Origin of the sequence: Auritidibacter ignavus, from assembly GCF_003703835.1 — a bacterium.
Classification (GTDB): domain Bacteria; phylum Actinomycetota; class Actinomycetes; order Actinomycetales; family Micrococcaceae; genus Auritidibacter; species Auritidibacter ignavus.
This window is the reverse complement of the sequence record NZ_RDQR01000015.1, coordinates 24260-44777: the sequence shown is the minus strand read 5'-3', so window position 1 is coordinate 44777 and position 20518 is coordinate 24260. Positions and strand designations below refer to the sequence as shown.

Here is a 20518-nt window from a genome sequence, read left to right as displayed (position 1 = left end):
GTAGACTTGACCAGGTTACAAGCCGAAGCTGCACACTCGTACACGAATCGGGGCTTGCAGTACTAAGGGAGTCGTGAGACACGAATGAGTGCACCCACTAAAGCGCAGATACGCCGGTGGCGACGCTACTTAGCAGACGAGATCGCCGAGGGGGCCATTTACGAACAGCTCGCCGAGCGAAAAACCGGCGAAGAACGCGAAATCTTGTTGGATCTGGCCACAGCGGAAAAACGTCACGAAGAGCACTGGCGCGATCTGTTGGGAGAACACGCCAACAATCCGCCCCGACCATCACTGAGACGCTCGCTATTACGTTTCTTGGCTCGCATCTTTGGTTCGGTGTTTGTCTTGGCACTGATGCAACGTGCCGAGACGGATAACCCGTATGCCCGTGACGCCGATGCCACCCCGAGCATGGCCGCCGATGAGGCCATCCACAGTGAAGTCGTCCGTGGACTGGCGGCCCGAGGCCGTCAAAAACTAGCCGGGAACTTCCGTGCGGCTGTCTTTGGCGCCAACGACGGCCTGGTGTCGAATTTGGCCCTGGTGATGGGTGTCGCAGCCACCTCAGCGACCAATGAATTCATCCTCGTAGCCGGCATCGCCGGACTGCTGGCCGGGGCGATGTCCATGGGCGCCGGTGAATTCATTTCAGTGCGGTCCCAACGCGAGCTGATCGAGGCCTCCTCACCAACCCAAGTAACCCTGGAAGCTGCCCCGCATCTGGATTTGAATTCCAATGAGCTCGAGCTCGTCTATCGGGCCCGTGGCATGTCTCAAGAGGACGCCCGACATCGCGCCATGGAGCGCATGGGCTATTTCAACTGCGACTGTAACCCCAGCCTGTCGGCCCGCCCTGATGGCTCCCAGGGGCCGGTGGAGCGCTCTCCGAAGCACGAAGAACTCGGTAGCGCGTGGGGCGCTGCCTTTTCGTCGTTCGGTTTCTTCTCCTCCGGAGCGATCATTCCCGTCCTCCCGTTCCTTTTCGGAGTGACCGGTACTGCCGGAATCCTCTGGTCGGCAGGGTTGGTCTCGGTAGCCCTGTTGTTTACCGGTGGTGTCACCGGTCTGCTGTCAGGAACCTCCCCGGTCACGCGAGGACTGCGCCAACTGGCGATTGGTTTAGGTGCCGCGATGATCACCTACCTGGTGGGATTGATCTTCGGGGTTTAGGCGCCTTCGTAGTAGCTATCAGCAACGTCGAGGGCTGAATCCAGGATCTCCAGGCCACGACGGGCATCCGCGTCGCTGATGTTCAATGGCGGGGCCAGGTGAATGCGGTTGGCGTTGGAGAACGGCAACAGGCCGAGCTTCTTGCACTCTGCTACCACGGCGTTCATGGCCGGCGACGAGCCACCATAGGGTGCCAAGGGTTCTTTGGTCTCCCGGTTCGTCACCAATTCCAGAGCCCAGAAGGCCCCGAGGCCACGGGCGTCTCCCACAGAGGGGTGCTTTTCGGCCAACTCGACGACTCCCGGTCCCAGGATCTCCCGACCCAGCCGATCGGCGTTGGTCACCATACCTTCTTCGTCCATCGCCCGAATACAGGCCACCGCGGCAGCACAGGCCAACGGGTGACCGGAGTAGGTCAGCCCCCCGGGGTAGGCCCGGTCAGCAAAGCTGGTGTAGATTTCATCGGAGATGATCACACCGCCTAACGGCACGTACCCGGAATTCACACCCTTGGCAAAGGTCACCAAATCCGGTGTCAGGTCCCAGTGCTGGAAACCAAACCACGCACCGGTTCGACCGAAACCAACCATGACCTCATCGGTGATGAACATGATCCCGTAGCGACGAGCCAGGTGTTGTACCCCCGCCATGTAGCCGGGAGGTGGCACGTAAATCCCGGCGGTTCCCGGAACAGTCTCGAGGATAATGCAGGCGATGGTGTCGGGACCTTCAAAAATGATGGTTTGTTCCAGATGGTCCAGAGCTCGCTGGGTTTCCTCTTCCAGGGTGGTGGACCCGAACAAGGAGCGGTAGAAGTAAGCGGGCATGAAGTGCACCACCGACTGACTGGCGGTATCGACCGGGAACCGACGGGTGTCGCCGGTGATGTTGATGGCTCGTTCGGTGCCTCCGTGGTAGGAACGGTAGGCCGAAAGGATCTTGGGCCGTCCGGTATGCAAACGCGCCATGCGGGTGGCGTGCTCGACCGCTTCAGCACCAGCGTTGGTAAAGAACACGTGGTTCAAATGGTCCGGAACGAGGTCACTGATCAACCGAGCAGCCTCCGAGCGAGCGTCATTGACGTGTGCCGGAGCGATGGTGGCAATCCGCGCTGCCTGCTGCTGGATAGCGGCCACCACGGCGGGGTGACTGTGCCCGATATTGGTGTTGACCATCTGGGAGGAGAAGTCCAGCAGTTTATGTCCTTGACCGTCCCAGACGTAACTGCCCTCAGCTTTGATGACGGTCATCGGGTCTAGTTGCGCCTGCGCCGCCCAGGAGTGGAAGACATGTTCACGATCGAGACGATAGGCCTGCTGACCTTGTTCGATCTGCTCCGGGGTGATTGTCGGGTCAGCTTCTACGTACTCGGTGCTCACCGTGACGATCCTCCTGTGGGGTGTCTGAACAACGTTCTGGCGTTGGGCTTTCTCTGTGAGTCTAAACGTTATCTAAATCATAATCAGCATCACAGGCACGGTGAACAGAGAAGCCACCGTCGTGATGGACAAGATGGAAGCGGCCAAGGGCCCTTGTCTGTCGTATTGGGTGCCCAGAATAAACACGGTCGTCGATGAGGGTGTGGCTGCCATCAGCACCAGGACGCCGAGCCAGTCTTCGGGCACCCAGAACGACAACACCACCGCCACCAGGAAGGTCATCGCCGGCACCACAAAAGCCTTCGTCGCCACACCAATCAGCACCAGCACGTAGTTCAACGAACCGGATGTGAAAGCCTGCAGGGCCGGGTGGATGGCCAGCCCCACCGCGCAGAGGGACAAAGGCACCGCAGTTGCACCCAACAGCGCCACGGACTCGCTGATGACCTGTGGTAGCTCAAAGGGCGTGAGCATCACGGTCAACCCCAGGGCGGCGGCGATGAATAAGGGGTTGAAAAAGAGCCCATCGACCACCACACGAATGAGCACAGAAGTCAGCGAACCGTGGGTTTTTCGTTGCTGTGCTGGGACGGGATCAGCTGATCCACCAGCCTGAGCCAGGGTTCGGTAGTTCTGTCGCATATTCACGGTGGTGCGCACCAAGGGGAATCCCAGCAGGAAGACCATATTGTGCACCATGCCGATCACCACGGCAGGAATGATGGACTCCTCGCCGAAGAATGCGATCGATAACGGGATGCCCAGATATCCCACGTTGCCGAAGACCGCTGAGACCGACAGCGTGGAAGCTTGTGTCTCCTGTGAGCCTAACAGCCAGCGGGCCCCGAAGTAGAGCACAATGGCTAACACGATGGGCACCAGTCCTGCGATCGCCAGTGTTCCCCAGGGAACGACGTCGGGTATGGGCGCGGTCACCATGGAGGAGAACACGAAAGTCGGCAACGAGATATGGAAGACAAACCCGTTCAGGGCTGGTTGCCATCCCAGAATCTTATCCGAGAATCCGATGGCAAAGCCCAGCCCCAAAATCAGAAAGAGCGGGACCATGGTCGCCAGCATCTCTGCCATGTGCTTTCCTTCCCCGGTGGTCTGTGTTGGCCACGGTCAAACGCTATCTAGGGTACCGCCGTTGTCACTCACCGGGTGGGGTGCATGCCGTATTAAGACACCAGTCGTTAAACCCCGGTGCCCCGAACCAGAACGGTTCGGGGCACCGGTCACTACATAGTTCACACTGCGCGCACTTAGCCGTTGTTAAGAATCTCGCGCATCAGCTCCGCGGTTTCGGTCGGAGTCTTACCGACCTTGACGCCGGCTGCTTCGAGAGCTTCCTTCTTCGCTGTCGCGGTTCCGGAGGAGCCGGAGACAATCGCGCCGGCATGGCCCATGGTCTTACCCTCGGGCGCGGTGAAACCGGCCACATAGCCGACAACGGGCTTGGTGACGTTTGCCTTGATGTACTCGGCGGCACGTTCCTCGGCGTCACCACCAATTTCACCGATCATCACGATGGCCTTGGTGTCGGGGTCATTTTCGAAGGCCTCCAGCGCATCGATGTGGGTGGTGCCGATCACCGGGTCACCACCGATACCGATACCGGTGGAGATACCGAAGTCCGAGAGTTCGAACATCATCTGGTAGGTCAAGGTTCCGGACTTGGAGACCAGACCGATCGGACCGGAACCAGTGACCGAGTTCGGGGTAATACCCGCCAGGGATTCGCCGGGGGTAATAATACCCGGGCAGTTCGGGCCGATGATGCGTGTCTTGGCCTGACCCTGCTCGTCAGTTATCGACTGAGACAGTGCGAAGAACTCGGCGGTGTCCTGAACCGGGATGCCCTCCGTGATGACCACCAGCAACGGAATTTCAGCCTTGATGGCCTCGATCGCGGCGTCCTTCGCGAACTTCGGAGGCACGAACATCACCGACGCATTGGCACCGGTTTCGGTCATGGCTTCTTCGACGGAACCAAAGACCGGTAGTTCAACGGTGTTACCGTCTTTGTCCTCATGAGTCACGGTGGTGCCAGCCTTGCGAGCGTTGACACCGCCGACAATATTAGTACCGGCCTTGAGCATTAGCGCGGTGTGCTTGGTACCTTCACCACCGGTAATACCCTGGACGATGACCTTGGAGTCTTTATTGAGATAAATCGACATTGTTGTTCAATCCGTCCTTAACTTACTTGGCGGCGTGGGCCAGCTCAGCGGCCTGGTCAGCACCGGCGTCCATGGTCTTGGCAATGTGCACCAGCGGGTGGTTGGCATCGGCCAGGATCTGGCGGCCGGCTTCCACGTTGTTGCCGTCCAGACGCACGACCAGCGGCTTAGTAGCTTTGTCACCCAGGATGTCTAGGGCCTGAACAATACCGTTGGCCACGGCATCGCAGGAGGTAATACCACCGAAGACGTTGACGAACACGGACTTGACCTGATCGTCGTTGAGGATCACATCCAGACCATCGGCCATCACCTGCGCCGAGGCGCCGCCACCGATGTCCAGGAAGTTGGCGGGCTTGACGTTGCCGTGGTTCTCACCGGCGTAAGCAACCACGTCGAGGGTGGACATCACCAAACCGGCCCCGTTGCCGATAATGCCCACATCACCGTCAAGCTTGACGTAGTTCAGTCCCTTAGCCTTGGCCTTGGCCTCCAACGGATTCTCGGTGCGCTCATCGACCAGCTTGGTGTGGTCTTCGTGGCGGAAATCCGCGTTGTCGTCCAGAGTGACCTTGCCGTCCAGGGCCAAGATGGTGCCGTCACCGGTCTTGACCAGCGGATTGACCTCAACCAGGGTGGCGTCTTCTTCGTCGAAAACCTCCCAGAGCTTGACCAGTACCTCGGCCACAGCATCAACCTGCTCAGCGGGGAATTTCGCCTGAGTGGCGATGTCCTTGGCCACCTCGAAGGTGATTCCCTCCAGAGCGGAGACCGGAACGCGTGCCAGATCGTCGGGACGTTCAGCGGCCAGTTGCTCAATTTCCACGCCACCTTCGACGGAGCACATGGCCAAGTAGGTGCGGTTTGCGCGGTCCAGCAACACCGAGAAGTAGTATTCTTCAGCGATATCTGCACCGGCAGCGATCATCACGCGGTGGACAGTGTGGCCCTTGATGTCCATGCCCAGAATCTGCTGGGCGTATTCGTAGGCCTCGTCCGGGGTCTTGGCGACTTTGACGCCACCGGCCTTACCACGCCCACCGACTTTGACCTGGGCTTTGACGGCGGTCACGCCACCGAGTTTTTCAGCGGCTGCTTTGGCATCTTGTGGGGTTTCGGCCACGATTCCGGCGAGCACGGGAACACCGTGTGCTTCGAAGAGATCGCGCGCCTGGTATTCGTACAGGTCCACGGGTTGGAGTCCTTTAACGTCGACAATAGTTCGATTTTTCGAGTCTCACCGGCGATGTTTGCGCGGTAGCACTCGACGACCCGCCACTGCGGGCTCCAGTAAATAACCTTAGTGCACTGCCTGGGGTTTTGTAGACAGTTGAAAACTAGCCACTGACCCAGAAATGACGGGCTTTTGTGCCCACCAGGACCGTCAGCACATCCCCGGGCCGGTACAGGTCAAAGGCGTGCATTAGAAGGAGATTTTTTCGACTGGGGCGTAGCGTAGCAACAGCCGTTTCTCCGAACCGGAGAACGCCACCGTGGCAACGGTCTTGTCTCCACTGCCAGAGATGGCTGTGACCACCCCAGTACCGAAGCTTTTGTGTTTGACGTGGTCGCCGGGGCTGAGGCTGATGACCTCGTGGTCGGGCACCACTCGGGTCGGTTTTTCGCCTCGAACCACCTCGGCGCGTTCTTGCGCCTCGGTGATCCCGGTAGCCCCAGCTCGGGACCCAGAACTCTGGCCGGGCTTGCCGTAGTGGCTGCGTGAGGTTGAAGCGCCCCAATGGGAGCCAGTGAACCGTTTTGGATACCGAGATCCGGGGGCGCCAAATCCTAGCCCCGCACCGATATCGTTCCAGGACCCACGCGTGTCGACGCCGTTCAAGCGCCCTTCTCGTTCCCATTCGATGAGGGCGTCGGGAATCTCGGTGAGGAATTGGCTGGGCGGGTTGAACTGATGCTGACCCCATAGCGAACGGGATTCGGACCGGGACAGGTACAGTCGCTTTTCGGCCCGGGTCAGCCCCACATAGGCCAGTCGGCGCTCTTCGGCCAGCTCTTGAGTGTCCCCCATCGACCGGGCGTGTGGGAAGACGCCGTGTTCCATTCCGGTCAAAAATACCACCGGGAACTCCAAACCTTTAGCGGTATGCAAGGTCATCAAGGTTACTTGGCCCCACTGCTCAGCCAAGTCCTGACCCTCAGTGTCGGTTTCGACAGGGGTGGGCAGTTGATCGGTATCGGCCACCAGGGCGACTTGTTCCAAGAACTGGCTCAGATCTCCGTCGGGGTGAGTTTTCTCGAAGTCCCGCACCACCGCCACCAACTCTCCGAGGTTATCGGCCCGGGATTCGTCCTGCAGGTCTTCTGAGGAGCGTAGCGCGTGTAACATCCCAGTTTGTTCCAATACAGCTTCGAGCACCCTGGCCGGGGATTCGGTCGTGGCCAGCTGTTGCAGGTCGTCCAATAACTGGGCAAACTCCTGGACTTTCTTCACGGCTCGAGACCCAATCCCGGGTGCTTGATCGGCGCGGTGGAGTGCGTCAAAGAAACTGATGCGTTCTCGGTCTTGTAGTACCGCCAAGGCCGCTTCGGAGCGGTCACCAATACCGCGTTTGGGCTCGTTGAGAATCCGGCGAAGGTTCACGTCGTCATCGGGATTATCGATCACGCGCAAATACGCCAGGGCATCTTTGATTTCTTTGCGATCATAGAATCGGGTTCCTCCGATCACCCGGTAAGGGATCCCCGCGGAGATGAGGCGTTCTTCCAGCGCACGGGACTGGGCGTTCGTGCGGTAGAAGACCGCTATGTCTTCGGGGATCGCCTCATCATTGTCGATCAGCTCATCGATCTTATCGGCCACCCAGCCGGCTTCATCCGATTCGTTCTCGCCCGCGTAACCGATCAGTGCTGCCCCGGTCCCAGCATCGGTCCACAACCGTTTGGCCTCTCGGGAGGGATTATGCGAGATCACCGCGTTAGCGGCGTCGAGAATGTTCTGGGTGGAACGGTAGTTCTGCTCCAGATTGATCACGGTGGCATCAGGGTAATCCCGCTCAAACTCGATAATGTTGCTGATATCGGCACCGCGGAAGGCATAAATCGACTGGTCGGAGTCCCCGACGACAGTCAGTTGCCCCCCACTGGTCTCACACCCGGAGGGGTCTCCGGGTTCCCCGGTGAGCAATCGGACCAGCTGATACTGGGCATGGTTGGTGTCTTGGTACTCATCGACCAGCACGTAACGGAACCGGCGACGGTAGTTATCGAGCACAGCGGGGAAAGCGCGGAACATATTGACAGTGGTGGAGATCAGGTCGTCGAAATCCATCGCATTCGCCTGACGCAAGCGCGCGGTGTATTCGGTGTAGACCTCGGCCACCGCCTGCTGGAAAGGGTCCCCGCTGTTGTTCGAGGCGAACTCGTCGGCATCCACCAAATCATTCTTCAGCGAGGAAATCTTGTGCTGAATCGATTTAGGTTTCACCCGTTTGGGATCCAGGTCCGCCACCTTGACAAGCTGGCTTATCAACCGCAAGGAATCAGCAGCATCATAGATGGAGAAATTGGATTTCAATCCCACGGTGCTAGCTTCAGCTCTTAGGATGCGTAGCGCTGAGGAGTGAAAGGTCGAGATCCGCATTTTTTGGGCATCAGGACCGATCAGCCCTTCGATGCGTTCGCGCATTTCTCGGGCGGCCTTATTGGTGAAGGTAATGGCCAAGAACTCCCAGGGACGAGCTTCCCCGGTGGCCAGTAAATGAGCAATGCGGTGGGTGAGCACCTTGGTTTTACCCGAGCCTGCTCCGGCGACGATCAGCAACGGTCCCCCGCGGTGAGCGACTGCGGCCTGCTGTTGGTCGTTCAGGTCAGCGATCAGCGTGTCAGGATCCGAAGACGAGGGGGTGATCATCGATGCCATAGTCCCCCAGTCTAGTCAGCTCCACTGACACAGCAGACTAGGATGGGTGGGCGTGGGGATAACACTTATCACCGTGCACCCCCCCCCGCACTGCAACGCACCCCGTGACGGTCAGTCACTGTACGAGGAGGAAAACGTTTCGTGGGCAACACCCAGAACCGACCCACTGCCACCGCGCAACCGGTTGCTGAGCAACCGCAGTCCTCCCCGGGGATGTTGGTGCTGGCCCTGGCGGGCACGGTGATCTTCATGGGCTTTTATTATCACGTCTTGGCGCTGAACCAGATGCGCCAGCTCACCGGTGGGATGCCGATGTTGGACCACCGCCCTTTTGGCTACCGTCTCGACGAGGTTGAGGCTGTCGCGACGGCAATGGATGATCCGGCACTGGGACAACTAAACTGGACCCACAAGACCGCCGGGGTGATTTTTCCGGTCTTGGTGGCCCTGTTGGCCGTGGTGGTTGCTTTCTGGGCCCTGCGGTCGTGGGTGCCACGGGCGGTGATGATCGCCACCGGTGTGGTCTTTGCTGTGGTCGATATGTGGGAGAACATCGCGATCGAGCGGGCCTTGCACGAGGTGACACAACAGGCTGTATCGTTGGCCTCCGCGTTGACCATCGGCCGGTGGGTGCTGTTGGTATTGCTCGCGGTGGGTGTGATCGTGGCAATTTTCCGCAAGATCGTGACCTCCACCCGCGCTTCAGAGCCGGTAGCGGTACGTTAGAGTAGTACCGCATCCCCCCCGTAGCTCAGCAGGATAGAGCAACCCTCTCCTAAAGGGTAGGTCGCTGGTTCGACTCCAGTCGGGGGGACTTGTCGTTTTATTCGGCCCGTTGCAGGGCCTTCTCGATCTGTTCTAGGGCCCGTTGCAGTATCGGGTGTGGCATGGCCATCACCAAGCGAGTGTGGTCGATGCCGGCCTCACCGCAGTGAGCACCGTCGGTGAGCTGTACCCCGGCGGTTTTCACCAGCTGTCGGGCCACCGAGGTGGGCTGGCCGGCCAGCACGGTCTGGCTAAAGTCCAACCAGGCGATATAGGTCCCGGAAATCTCGGTAACCCGCACACCATGACGTGTCAGTCGTTCGTCCACGAATCGAATCAACTCATCTCGATTGCGCTGTAAGTAGGCCACAATATCGTCGAGCCAGGCGGCAGCCGCCGGGTCGGTCAGTGCGGTAACGGTTGCGGCCGCACCGAGATTGGCTGCCCCGTGGCGGTCAAAGTAACCGGTGGCGTTGAAGTGGTTGCGGTCGGTGAGATTCGCGGTGATCAACTGACCGCATTTCAGGCCGGGGAGATTGAAGGCTTTGGAAGCAGCAGAACCGGTGATGGTGTGTTGGGCAGCAGCCGGTGACACCGAGGCATAGGGGATGTGTGGTGACTCATCGTAGATCAGCGGAGCCCAGATTTCATCGGCAAAAACCCGCCCATTCGCTGCGGTGACTACCGCTGCGAGATCGGTGAGCTCCTCGCGGGTCAAGATCCGACCGGTGGGGTTATGAGGGTTGCACACCACGAGAATTTCACCACCGGCACCAAAGGCCTGGCGGATGCCGTCCAGATCGTGGGTATAGACCAGATGGCCTTGTTCGTTCACCTCGGTCAGCATCGGTACTTCAATGATGGGCCGGTCCAAGCTCCGCGCCATGCGGAGGAAAGGCATGTAGGCCGGTGTCGGGATGATCACTGGGGAACCCGGGGTGGTGAAGCGTTCGATAGCGGCCCGAAAGGCGGTAATCACATCGGCGACCGGGTGGACATCGGCCGGATCGACCTGCCAGCCATAACGCTTAGCTTGCCACTGAGCCACGGCCTCCCCTAACGACTCGGCAAGGTCCTGTGGCAGGTATCCGAAACGACCGCGTTGCACCTCGCGAACCAACGAAGCGGTAATTTCGGGGGCGGTGCCGAAGTCCATTTCTGCCATAAAGGCACCAATGGCGCGATCGGGGTGCACCCATTTGGTGGCGCCGGTAGCGCGTAGTTGTTCTTCGGTAATAGCATCGAGATCGGCGAAACGTGGCATCTATCTCACCGCTTTCTGTGACTAGTCGTCGGTGGCAAATTGAGTTCGATATAACTCAGCGTATCGTCCGTGGGCTGACACTAGCTGGGAATGGGTTCCGCGCTCAATAATGTGGCCATCTTCGACCACCAGAATGTGGTGAGCCGAAACCACGGTGGACAGCCGGTGGGCGATCACCACCGCGCTCCGACCGGTCAGCACTTCATCCAAGGCAGCGTGGACAGCTTGTTCGGACGTGGAATCCAGCGAGGCGGTGGCTTCATCCAACACCACCAGATCGGGTTGGGCCAGTAGTACCCGTGCGATGGCCAGGCGTTGCCGTTGGCCACCGGAGAGTCGGTACCCTCGGTCGCCCACCACAGTGTCGATCCCATGAGGTAGCTGGGACATCAGCTGGCCTAGTTGGGCCCGTTCGAGCACGTCGAGTAGTTGCTCATCGGTGGACTCGTGCACATCGAGGGTGAGATTCCTGCGGATGGTGTCGTGGAGTAAGTGTGCATCCTGAGTCACCATTCCCATCCGGGAATGGACCTGGGCCTGTGAAGTATCCCGCAGGTCCATGCCGTTGAAGGTGATGGACCCGGCAACCGGGTCGTAAAGCCGGCCCAGCAGGGAAGCGATAGTGGATTTGCCGGCTCCGGACGAGCCCACCAACGCCACGGTCTCTCCCGGTTTGAGCTCGAAACTAATCTGGTGCAACACCTGGTGCGGGGTTTCATCATGGAGCTGGGCAACATCTTCCAGAGAAGCCAAAGACACATCCGAGGCCCGGGGGTACCAAAAGTCCACGTCTTTTACGACGACCTGTATTGGACCGGCCGGGATTGTTCTGGGGTGTTCCGGATCGAGCACGTAGGGGGTGAGGTCGAGAATCTCAAAGATCCGGTCAAAGCTCACCAGTGCGCTTATAAGCTCCACCCGGGCAGTGGCCAGGCCGGTCAGCGGCGTGTAGAGCCGAGTCAGTAGCAACGCCATGGTGACGACCTCGCCGGCATTGAGATCACCGACGATAGCCTGCCACCCACCGATGCCATAGACGGCGGCCAACGCCAGTGCGGAAACCAGAGTGAGCAGTGTGGTAAACACCGACTGCCAGATCGAGATCTCCACCCCTGAGCCACGGACTCGATCAGCGCGGCTGCGAAAGCGCGCCGATTGTTTCTCGGCGTCGCCGAAGAGCTTAATCAAGGTGGAGCCTGCCGCGGAGAAGTCCTCGGTCATGTGTGATCCCATGGCAGCTTGGTGATCGGCTCGCGCCCGGGTCAGTGCTGCCAGTCGGTTCCCCAGTGCGCGTGCCGGCAGTAAGAAGATGGGCAAAAGAACCAGAGCCAGTACTGTGATCTGCCACGAGGTGGTCAGCATAACGATTAGGGTCAAAATCAGGGTGACGACATTCATCACCACGGTTGGAAAGGTTCGGGCAATACCGGTTTGCGCGCCTAAGACATCGTTATTGACCCGCGAAACCAGTGAACCGGTCCGAGCCCGGGTGAAAAAGGCGACCGACATGGTCTGGATGTGATCAAAAACCTGGGTACGTAAGTCGAAAATGACCCGTTCGCCCAACGAGGCAGATTGCCAGCGGGAGAGTACGGCAAGTATGGCCTCGGCGACCGCTACCGCGGCGATGAGTAGCGCCAGGCGGATCACGGTTCCTACGTCCTCGGTGCTGTGACCTTCGACGATAGCGTCTACCACACGTCCGGCCAAGATGGGAGAGACGATCGTCAATGCCGCCCCCAAGATGGACACCGCCACGTAGCTAAGCACTCGTAGTTGATAGCGACCCAGGAATCTGAAGCATCGAGCGATCGTGCCGGGGCGCAACCCCGGGTGCGATTGTCCGGCGTGGCGTTGCAACCGGAACATGGTCAAATGCGCAGCGCGGTCCATGCTCATGAGCGCGTCCCGCCCTCGTTGTGAGAGCCAGTAGCCAGAATCTCGGGTAGCACCCTGGCAATATAGCGCAAGCTGGCACGGTGAGTTTGGGGAAACTCAGCTTGTCGGCTACCTTCAGCCAATCCGGCAGCATAGCCGGCAATGAAACCCAAGGTGAGATGCTCCGGTGCGGTCTGTAAGTGTTGTTCACAGCTGATCTGATGTAGTTGCGCGGAATTGATCTCGATGCGGGGGTCAATTTCTAACGCCTGCAGCAGAGCGTGGGCCCATTGCGGAGAGAACTGGTGGGCTACGGGTGGGATGTGTGACACCGTGACTCCTTTGTCAGTACGCCCGGGATAGAAATACATCAGGGCCTCCTCCGAGTGGAGGAAGCCCTGATGTTGCAGTCGTCAAAGGCTCGGAGTTTATCCGAGACGCAGAATGTTGGTCTTAGCCAACGTAGGTGTAGTAGCCCATCAACGGATTACGGTCCACACTGTGGAGCAGAGTGCCCACGGAAGGATTCTGGGCGCCGATCATCTGGCCGTTGCCAACGTAGATGCCCACGTGGCCACCACCGTTCTGGAAAACCAGGTCGCCAGGCTGCGGGCTGGAGGTGCGGACGAACTTGCCGGAGCCCAGGATGGCAGAGGTCGAGGAGGGAATGCTGATACCAGCCTGAGCGTATGCCCAGGACGTGAAGCCCGAGCAGTCCCAGCCGGCCGGGGTCTTACCGCCCCAGACGTAGGGGGTCCCGATGCCGGAGTAAGCAGCCGAGACAACCTGGCCCATAGCACCAGAAGCTGCGTTCTCCGGTGCTTCAGGAGTTTCTGCGCTAGCAGTCTCGACATCGTTATCTTCGGATTCAGAAGAAGAGGAGGTCTCGGACGAGGGGGTGTCCTGTTCGTCGTCGCTGTAGCTGTCAAACTGCTCAGCGGACGTCACAGCAGAGAAGTCAGTGTCGTCTTCGGTGTCGTTTTCTTCTTCTACTTCAGGTTCTGGAGCCGGTGTGGAGGTGACTTGGACGCGACCAAGATCAATTTCAGCGTCAGAGTCAACAGTAACGGTCTCGTTCTGAGAAGCACGTTCCAGGTCAGCGCCGGTGGCTGGCAGGACCGAGGTTTCGCGGGCGGTGGAAGCCTGCGCGGCCTCTGCCTGCGGAACGAAAGTCAAAGCCAGGCCGGATGCGGTAGCAACAATAGCGGCTTGACGACCAAAGCTACCAGCATTCTGCGTCACAGACTGAGACAAAGCGGCTAAGGTAGCTCCCTTTGCAGGGGTGGCGCGGTGGCGGGCGGTGGAACGCTTCGACACTTGAGAACCTCTCTCACGTAGTATCCGGAGCTTTTAAGCTCTGCCCCGTCATGATGAATAGTTACGACTGCATTGTCCCCAAAGGCCACGGGGCTCAAGGTGCTAGACCTTCGAGGGACACCGGTTGTCTCCGGTACCTCGTACAGCGTATATCAATCCTTTATAAAAGTCACGCTGAGATAACGATAAACTGTGGACAGGCCTAGAATCTGGGCCAAGATCCGCATGATCATGCGGATCTATGGTCGTTATTTTCTGTGACTTTTTATCGTCAAGGGATCGGGATACCTGTGCAAAACCTCTGAATCATCGGCGATATAACGCCCAAGAGCGCGATTTCAGCGCGCGATTTCCTGGGCTGAGCTCCCTAACGCGCTGACTGACATCTGACTATCGAGATCTTTGTCACTGTGCGCGTATCAACGCTACATAAACCCAAAACCCGCTCGAGATCCTAATGATCATCGAGCGGGTGGAACTGCGAAGTTGCCTGAGGGCAACTGGGGTTTAGGAAACAGAATCCACGGGCTCGACTCTGAGGTGTTGCCCAAGTTCTTCGACGATTTCCAAACCTTCGCGACTGTACCCTGTCGCACCGGTGACAGCTTGGCCCGGAGTAATCACCTGGATGTCGATATATCCGTCATCAAGTTCAGCGGTGAATACTGAGCCCACGACGATGCCGGCCGCCATGAAGTGGTTGAGCAAACCGTGATCGGTTTGAATGGCTTCGGTGATGACCAAGAGGCGAAATGTCCGGTGCGAACGAAGCAGATCCGTCAGTCGCTGCCCCGGATAGTTTTCTGGGCCTTCATGACCCGAACCTCCCTCAAGCTCCGAGACATAGGGGATCCGGATTCCAAAAGGAGAGGTCGAGACCTCAGGTAGCAAGTTGAGGAGTTTAGCTTCCACCTCATCACTCATCACGTGCTCCCACCGACACGCTTCGTTATGAACCTGGGGCCATTCAAGTCCAATCACATCAGAGAGCAACCGTTCAGCCAGGCGATGCTTACGCATCACCTTTGCGGCAATAGCCAATCCCTTGTCAGTCAGCCGGATTCTACGGTCCGCACCAAGATCCACCAGTCCATCCCGTTCCATCCGATTAATGGTCTGAGACACGGTCGGGCCAGAGTGCTCAAGGCGTTCAGCAATGCGTGCTCGCAGTGGCGCGATTTCTTCTTCCTGCAATTCGTAGATGGTCCGAAGATACATCTCCGTGGTGTCGATGAGCTCCGACATTTTTCTCTTAACCCCTCATCCTGACGCGTTCTCGCCCCGAGCCCCTCTCTGGGAGGTCACGCAATGTCGCCTTCCATACTAGCTATCAGAACGAGTGACCAAAGTGTGTTCCCTTTATATGTAGTAACTCACAATAATCTGAACATTTCGTGGTGTTGAGGTGCATGAAGCGCAGAAGAATGAAAAGATAATGTTGCCCAGCTGTGTACGCCTGCCAATCTTTTATAGGAGTCTGCGTGTCAACTCAGGACAACATCACTATCCCTGCAGAACTACTACCCCGAGATGGTCGATTCGGCGCAGGACCTTCTAAAGTCCGCCCTGAACAAATTCAAGCGATTGTTGATGCTTCCCAGTCAGTTATGGGAACATCTCACCGCCAGGCACCAGTGAAGAACCTCGTGGCAGAACTCCAGGCCGGTTTGAAAGAGCTGTTCCAAGCGCCGGATGACTACGAGGTCATCTTGGGTCTCGGTGGCGCAACAGCTTTCTGGGATATGGCCACCTTTGGCCTCATCCGTTCCAAAGCACAGCACCTCGAGTTCGGAGAATTCGGTGGCAAGTTCGCCAGAGCAACCACGAAGGCACCCTTCCTAGAGGACTCCACCGTCATCTCAGCACAGCCGGGTTCTCGCCCCGTTCCTCAGGCTGAGCCCGGAGTCGATGTTTACGCCTGGCCCCACAACGAAACATCAACCGGGGTTTGCGTACCGGTAGAACGCGTCCAAGGCGCCGACGATGACGCTCTGATTCTCATCGATGCAACCTCGGGCGCCGGTGGGTTGCCGGTAGACATCACCAACGTCGATGTCTACTACTTCTCCCCGCAAAAGAACTTCGCCTCCGATGGAGGCCTGTGGTGCGCACTGTTCTCGCCGGCCGCATTGGCACGTGTCGATGAAATCGCACACTCCGGGCGGTGGATTCCTGACTTCCTAAATCTCAAAACCGCCGTGGATAACTCTCGCAAGCACCAGACCTACAACACCCCCGCGTTGGCCACCTTGATCACCATGAATGAGCAAGTCAAGTGGATGAATGCCAACGGTGGCCTCGAATTTACCACAGCCAGGACCCGTGAGTCTGCGGAGCAGATTTATCACTGGGCCGAAGCCAGTGACGTAGCCACCCCCTTTGTGGCCGAACCGGAGGACCGTTCTCAGGTGATTGCCACCATCGATTTCATCGATGAGATCGATGCGGGTCACATCGCCTCCATACTGCGAGCCAATGGTGTCGTCGATGTTGAGCCGTATCGTAAACTCGGGCGCAACCAGTTGCGCATCGCTACCTTCGTAGCCATCGAGCCAACCGACGTAGCCCAGATACTACAGTGCATTGACTACGTGATCGACCAAATCCGATAACGCTACTATTACCAGAGTGGGCGGTGGTTGCTGCATTGGATGCAGCAACCACCGCCCACTCTGGTGTAAAAAGACCGTGTGAGAAGAAGAAGTTATGCGTTGTTCTTTTTCTTCTTTTTCTCCTTGGCCTCGGATTGCTTCTGAGAGGCCTCTATGTCCTGCGCGATGTCCTGACGAGGCTTGTCCGCAGAATCTGAGTGCTCGGCGTCGGTGCCCCCAGCCTCAGGCTCGAATCCGGCTGCTTTCAGGGCCTGTTGCGGGTCTTCCCCGTCGGCAATGGCCTTGAGCCGAATACGTTCTTCTTCGGAGGCACGTTGCTCCCAGGGAACCCACTCTGGAGCCAATAGGGCATCTTCACCGGGTAGTAGTCCCAGCTCGCACACCGTGATTGTCTTCGACCGCGGCGCGCGAGCCACGGTAACGAACCAGTTCCACCCGCGATAACCCGGCAGCTGAGCAACGAACCGGTGGGTAGCTAGTCGTTCGTCGTCCATCTCCGCGCTGAGATGATCCCCCAGCTCGGCCGGGTGCGTGATCTCCAGCAGAGCGCTACGGGCAACCTCCACGGCCTCTATGAGCAACTCATCGTGGCGGGGACGACGAATTCGGCGCCGCGGTGGACCGAAAACCGGGAACGCTGTACCGTCTTCAGGATTAACGGTCTCGTCAGTAGCAACCTTAGGCGTCGAAATCATCGGCGACTCTCCGCATCACCTGCGCGATGCGTTGGGCTTGGTGTGAGGAGGGGTACTTGCCTTTACGCAATTCAGTTGAGGCATGATCCAACAGACGGATCAGATCGTCGACCACCGAGGCCATATCGTGAGCATGCGGACGGGTATTTTTGACCACCGACGGGGTCTTTTCTAAAAACTGCACGCTCAGTGCCTGCGGGCCCCGTCGCGATTCGGCCAGGCCAAATTCGACGCGGGTCCCTGCTCGGACCTTATTAACCTCTGCAGGCAGGGCTGAGGAGGGCAGATGGATATCTTGACCATCATCGGTTCGAATGAACCCGAACCCCTTCTCGGCATCATAAAACTTCACTTTGCCAGTTGGCATAGGTCTTCTCTCTTCATCCTTGCTCGCGGAAGAAACTCAAATCTTGACCTCTAGGATAACCGCTTCAGCAATATTCCGCTGAAAAGAGCCCCGTCATTCGGGCCTTCATCGCCCCCGGCGTAGAATGACGACATGCCCTCCTCGTCTGAGAGTCCCCACACCGTTCAGCATGCCTCCGTGCAGCGCGCCAAGCCCGTGCGAGCACCGCTATGGCTTCCGATCGTTCTCTGCATCGGGGTCGTGCTCGTCGTGGCCTCCTTTATCTCGTTGGTGGCGATCGTGGTGGTGTATTTCACCGATATCCACGAGCCGCCCTTCCTGTTCTTTATGGGCCTGTATGGGTTCCCGATTGGGTTTATTCTTGTCTTGGTATATCTGGTCGGCATGATTGTTCTCCGCCGGAACCGGACCTCTCGAAGAGCCCATGAGCAATCCGAGCAATCTGAGTACACCAGGTAGCCTGCGCGGATGCCTTCTGAGCACACCTTCTCACGCAGGCTAACCACTACCCCGGTACGCCGAATTAAGGGCTGGTTACACCGGTGCGACAAAAACCAGCTTGTCGAGCTCTTCACGTCCCGCCCCGATCTCGCCACGACAGGGAGTCTCCCACCACCTGAGAATTTGGAAGAGCTAGCTCGACGGTGCCTGAGCATTTCGTCGCTAACCCGTTGCCTTGCAGGACTCAACCGTAGCCAACGCGATGTTCTCGAAGCCCTGGCGGTGGCTACCGATCTCTCGGGTGCCTCTGCCTTATCCTCATCTGCTGGCACCGTTGACTCCGCAACTATACGACACTTACTCGCAGTACCCGACTCAGCCAGTCCGGACGTGGACCAGGTCCTCGACGAGTTGTCCTGGGTCTTGTTGATCTTCGCGCAATCCCCTTCGTACGACTCTGCCCAGCAGCACTGGATGTTGCCGGCGGAAGTGCGCCAAGCCATCGGGCCCCACCCAGCGGGCCTTGCTACCGAGGTCTCGGCCCCTGAACTGAACGAGCTACCCGCCACCGCCCGCTCCTTATTAACTCAAGCCCGGACGGTTCGCGCTACGACTTTGTCCGAGATCGATGAGCAGAGTGGGTCCGACCCAGCGGATGGCTCTGCGGATCAGGCAGAATTGATCAGTGAGCTCTACCGGCTCCGGATCCACCCGGTTCGGTCACAACGCACCGCGACAGCCTTGATCCATCGCCTACGAAACCTCGGCCTGGTCCGCACTCCTGCCGGAACACAGCAGGTCATCTTTCCAGCACGCTACGGTTTGGCGCTGACCGGTGGCACCCTGATCAATCGAGAGTTTCGTGCTACCCCGGTGACACCCCCGCTGCAACAGATCTCCCCCGACGAGCTGGCCACCGCCACCGTGACCGAGGTCAGCACGCTACTGGAGCATCTTCAGCTCGTTTTGGACGCTGATATGGTGCGTGAAGGGTTACCCGAGGTTAAAGCCGGGGGGCTCTCCGTGCGGGGCTTCCGAGCTCTCCAGACCGAGATCGCTGCCCAAGCCCGCCTCAGCGAGTCCCGCCTACACTTTCTCCTGCAACTGGCAGCAACAGCATGCCTGCTCACCCGAGACCGCGACCACTCACGGTGGACACTCACCCCGTTGGGACACGGTTTCAGGGGACTGCCCCCCGAACGACGGTGGGTGTGGCTGATTCGATGCTGGCTACAGTCCACGGGTCCAGCGCTGACCCGTCGCACAGACCGGGCGTTGTCTTCGGATGCTACTCAGGAGGATCAAGGCCGGTGGCGCCGGATCTTTTTCCGCGCCGCTGCTGAGTTGTCCAGCCCGCAGACGACGCGATCACCCCGACGCATTCTGCCGGTCCTGGCCACCCGAATGAGCTGGCTAGCCGGCGAGGATCCTTTCACTCCCCTATCCCGGCCCATCGCCGAGGTCATCGACGACGCGGTGGCTCTGGGCCTGCTCTGTGCCGGAGCGCTCACCCAACCCGGGCAACTGATCGCCCACGACCGGTTTCTACAAGCCCTGGCTACGTTGCGAGACCTCTTGCCCGAGACCGCCGATACCGTTCGGATACTCCCCGACCACACGCTGATCACCACCGCCCCACCCAGCCCTGAACTGGCGGTGATCTTGGCCCGCTGGGCGAAAGTCGAATCCTCCGGCTACGCCACGGTGTACCGCATCAAGGAACAGACCGTACGTGCCGGACTCGACACCGGGGCCAGCCACCATGAGCTCTTGCAGTTCCTCGAGCAGGTTTCCGAGGACCCTATCCCGGAAACGCTGACTCGGTTGATCGTCGAGACCACCACCGACTATCAGCGGATCCGCCTTGGATCCGCCGGGTCCTGGATCCGGTGTCGTTATCCCGAGGAACTAGATGTCTTACTGAATAGCCCGCGCGCCGACAGGCTGGCTGCCCAGCGCCTGTCCGACACCGTGGCGGTCAGCTCCCTGACCGCCCACCAACTCCACCGCGCACTCACCGAGCTAGGTCTGACGGTGCCACCACCGCAGGCATCATCCGGCTCCAGCACCGCCGAGGGACAGACCACGCACACGGTGCTGGATGACTACGCCGAACTGGCGCGGTACGTCGACGCCGAATTGGCCGAGGCCGGGCTGTGCCGCACCGCCGATGATCGTCGGCACCAGCATCAGCTCGCCGAGTACCTCACCCAGGCAGACACCGCAGACCACACCGACTCTGCTCTGACCTCCGCCACGACACCCTTGTCGCGCGATACCGAGCAGGCCGTGTCCGTGTCGGTGATTCGTCTCGCCGCCGAACGTGGGATCCCGATGCTTGTTACCTACACCGACCAGTCTGGTCACTTACAACAACACTTCCTCCGCAGTCCCCGTCTCCGACACGGCGCGGTCGTGGAGACGGCAGAACCTCAGGGCCAGTCGGATCCAACGCCACCAATCCCGTTGTTCCGTATTCTTTCGGCCGAACCACCCGAGGCTAACGACGTGGACCCAGACGATCCGATGTGACCGAAAAGGACCCAGACACCGAGGAATCAGTA

At 59.0% G+C, this 20518-nt stretch carries 17 protein-coding genes and 1 tRNA gene; 6 read left to right on the top strand and 12 right to left on the bottom strand.

The window, feature by feature from the left end; all coding sequences use genetic code 11:
• Positions 1-84 precede the first annotated feature (84 nt).
• Positions 85-1173, top strand: coding sequence for a VIT1/CCC1 transporter family protein (locus tag DYI20_RS08410; protein ID WP_110101371.1), 1089 nt, complete (start codon positions 85-87; stop codon positions 1171-1173).
• On the opposite strand, the gene DYI20_RS08405 is transcribed toward DYI20_RS08410, so the two are convergent.
• The 5 genes from DYI20_RS08405 to pcrA form a co-directional block, all read right to left on the bottom strand.
• Positions 1170-2552 (bottom strand): aspartate aminotransferase family protein, encoded by a 1383-nt coding sequence (locus DYI20_RS08405; protein ID WP_110101370.1) that lies wholly within the window; start codon positions 2550-2552, stop codon positions 1170-1172. The two genes, DYI20_RS08410 and DYI20_RS08405, sit on opposite strands and share 4 nt — an antisense overlap.
• 72 nt (positions 2553-2624) lie before the next feature.
• Positions 2625-3641: an AEC family transporter gene (locus tag DYI20_RS08400; protein WP_110101369.1), complete on the bottom strand. Its 1017-nt coding sequence runs from the start codon at positions 3639-3641 to the stop codon at positions 2625-2627.
• 176 nt (positions 3642-3817) lie between these two features.
• Complete coding sequence (gene sucD, locus DYI20_RS08395) at positions 3818-4735, bottom strand: succinate--CoA ligase subunit alpha (RefSeq protein ID WP_122549290.1); 918 nt, start codon at positions 4733-4735, stop codon at positions 3818-3820.
• Positions 4736-4757: 22 nt separating this feature from the next.
• Positions 4758-5927: an ADP-forming succinate--CoA ligase subunit beta gene (gene sucC, locus DYI20_RS08390; protein ID WP_110101367.1), complete on the bottom strand. Its 1170-nt coding sequence runs from the start codon at positions 5925-5927 to the stop codon at positions 4758-4760.
• Positions 5928-6158: 231 nt separating this feature from the next.
• Positions 6159-8615, bottom strand: a complete 2457-nt coding sequence (gene pcrA, locus DYI20_RS08385) for a DNA helicase PcrA (RefSeq protein WP_122549289.1) — start codon at positions 8613-8615, stop codon at positions 6159-6161.
• Positions 8616-8756: 141 nt separating this feature from the next.
• Between pcrA and DYI20_RS08380 the strand changes: the two genes are divergently transcribed.
• Together DYI20_RS08380 and DYI20_RS08375 are read left to right on the top strand one after the other, a co-directional pair.
• Entirely contained in the window at positions 8757-9341 is a 585-nt protein-coding gene (locus DYI20_RS08380; RefSeq protein WP_110110798.1) for a hypothetical protein, read from the top strand.
• Between the two features lie 14 nt (positions 9342-9355).
• Positions 9356-9429 (top strand) — tRNA-Arg (locus tag DYI20_RS08375).
• 9 nt (positions 9430-9438) lie between these two features.
• Here the strand turns inward: DYI20_RS08375 and DYI20_RS08370 are convergent.
• The 5 genes from DYI20_RS08370 to DYI20_RS12815 all read right to left on the bottom strand — a co-directional run bounded on the left by DYI20_RS08370 (position 9439) and on the right by DYI20_RS12815 (position 15084).
• Positions 9439-10644 (bottom strand): MalY/PatB family protein, encoded by a 1206-nt coding sequence (locus DYI20_RS08370; RefSeq protein WP_110099413.1) that lies wholly within the window; start codon positions 10642-10644, stop codon positions 9439-9441.
• Positions 10645-10665: 21 nt separating this feature from the next.
• Positions 10666-12543 carry an ABC transporter ATP-binding protein gene (locus DYI20_RS08365; RefSeq protein WP_122549288.1) on the bottom strand — a complete coding sequence of 626 codons (1878 nt, stop codon included), beginning with the start codon at positions 12541-12543 and terminating at the stop codon, positions 10666-10668.
• A complete protein-coding gene (locus tag DYI20_RS08360; protein ID WP_146206305.1) occupies positions 12540-12854 on the bottom strand; it encodes a hypothetical protein in 315 nt (104 codons plus the stop codon). Before DYI20_RS08360 ends, DYI20_RS08365 begins: the two co-directional genes overlap by 4 nt.
• Positions 12855-12975: 121 nt before the next feature.
• Positions 12976-13839: a C40 family peptidase gene (locus tag DYI20_RS08355; RefSeq protein ID WP_233242736.1), complete on the bottom strand. Its 864-nt coding sequence runs from the start codon at positions 13837-13839 to the stop codon at positions 12976-12978.
• Between the two features lie 507 nt (positions 13840-14346).
• Complete coding sequence (locus DYI20_RS12815) at positions 14347-15084, bottom strand: metal-dependent transcriptional regulator (RefSeq protein WP_110099416.1); 738 nt, start codon at positions 15082-15084, stop codon at positions 14347-14349.
• A gap of 236 nt (positions 15085-15320) precedes the next feature.
• Here DYI20_RS12815 and serC point away from each other — a divergent pair, with 236 nt between their 5' ends.
• Positions 15321-16451 (top strand): phosphoserine transaminase, encoded by a 1131-nt coding sequence (gene serC, locus DYI20_RS08345; protein WP_122549287.1) that lies wholly within the window; start codon positions 15321-15323, stop codon positions 16449-16451.
• Between the two features lie 92 nt (positions 16452-16543).
• Here serC and DYI20_RS08340 read toward each other — a convergent pair whose 3' ends face one another.
• Both DYI20_RS08340 and DYI20_RS08335 read right to left on the bottom strand, forming a co-directional pair.
• The gene (locus tag DYI20_RS08340) at positions 16544-17146 is read right to left on the bottom strand and encodes a DUF3027 domain-containing protein (RefSeq protein ID WP_110101361.1); all 603 of its coding nucleotides are present in this window, start codon (positions 17144-17146) and stop codon (positions 16544-16546) included.
• Entirely contained in the window at positions 17130-17513 is a 384-nt protein-coding gene (locus tag DYI20_RS08335) for a cold-shock protein (RefSeq protein ID WP_110099418.1), read from the bottom strand. The genes DYI20_RS08340 and DYI20_RS08335 overlap by 17 nt, the downstream gene beginning before the upstream one ends.
• Positions 17514-17645: 132 nt before the next feature.
• Between DYI20_RS08335 and DYI20_RS08330 the strand changes: the two genes are divergently transcribed.
• Positions 17646-17972, top strand: a complete 327-nt coding sequence (locus tag DYI20_RS08330) for a hypothetical protein (protein WP_110110796.1) — start codon at positions 17646-17648, stop codon at positions 17970-17972.
• Positions 17973-17981: 9 nt separating this feature from the next.
• Complete coding sequence (locus DYI20_RS08325) at positions 17982-20486, top strand: helicase-associated domain-containing protein (RefSeq protein ID WP_122549286.1); 2505 nt, start codon at positions 17982-17984, stop codon at positions 20484-20486.
• The last annotated feature ends 32 nt before the right edge of the window (positions 20487-20518 follow it).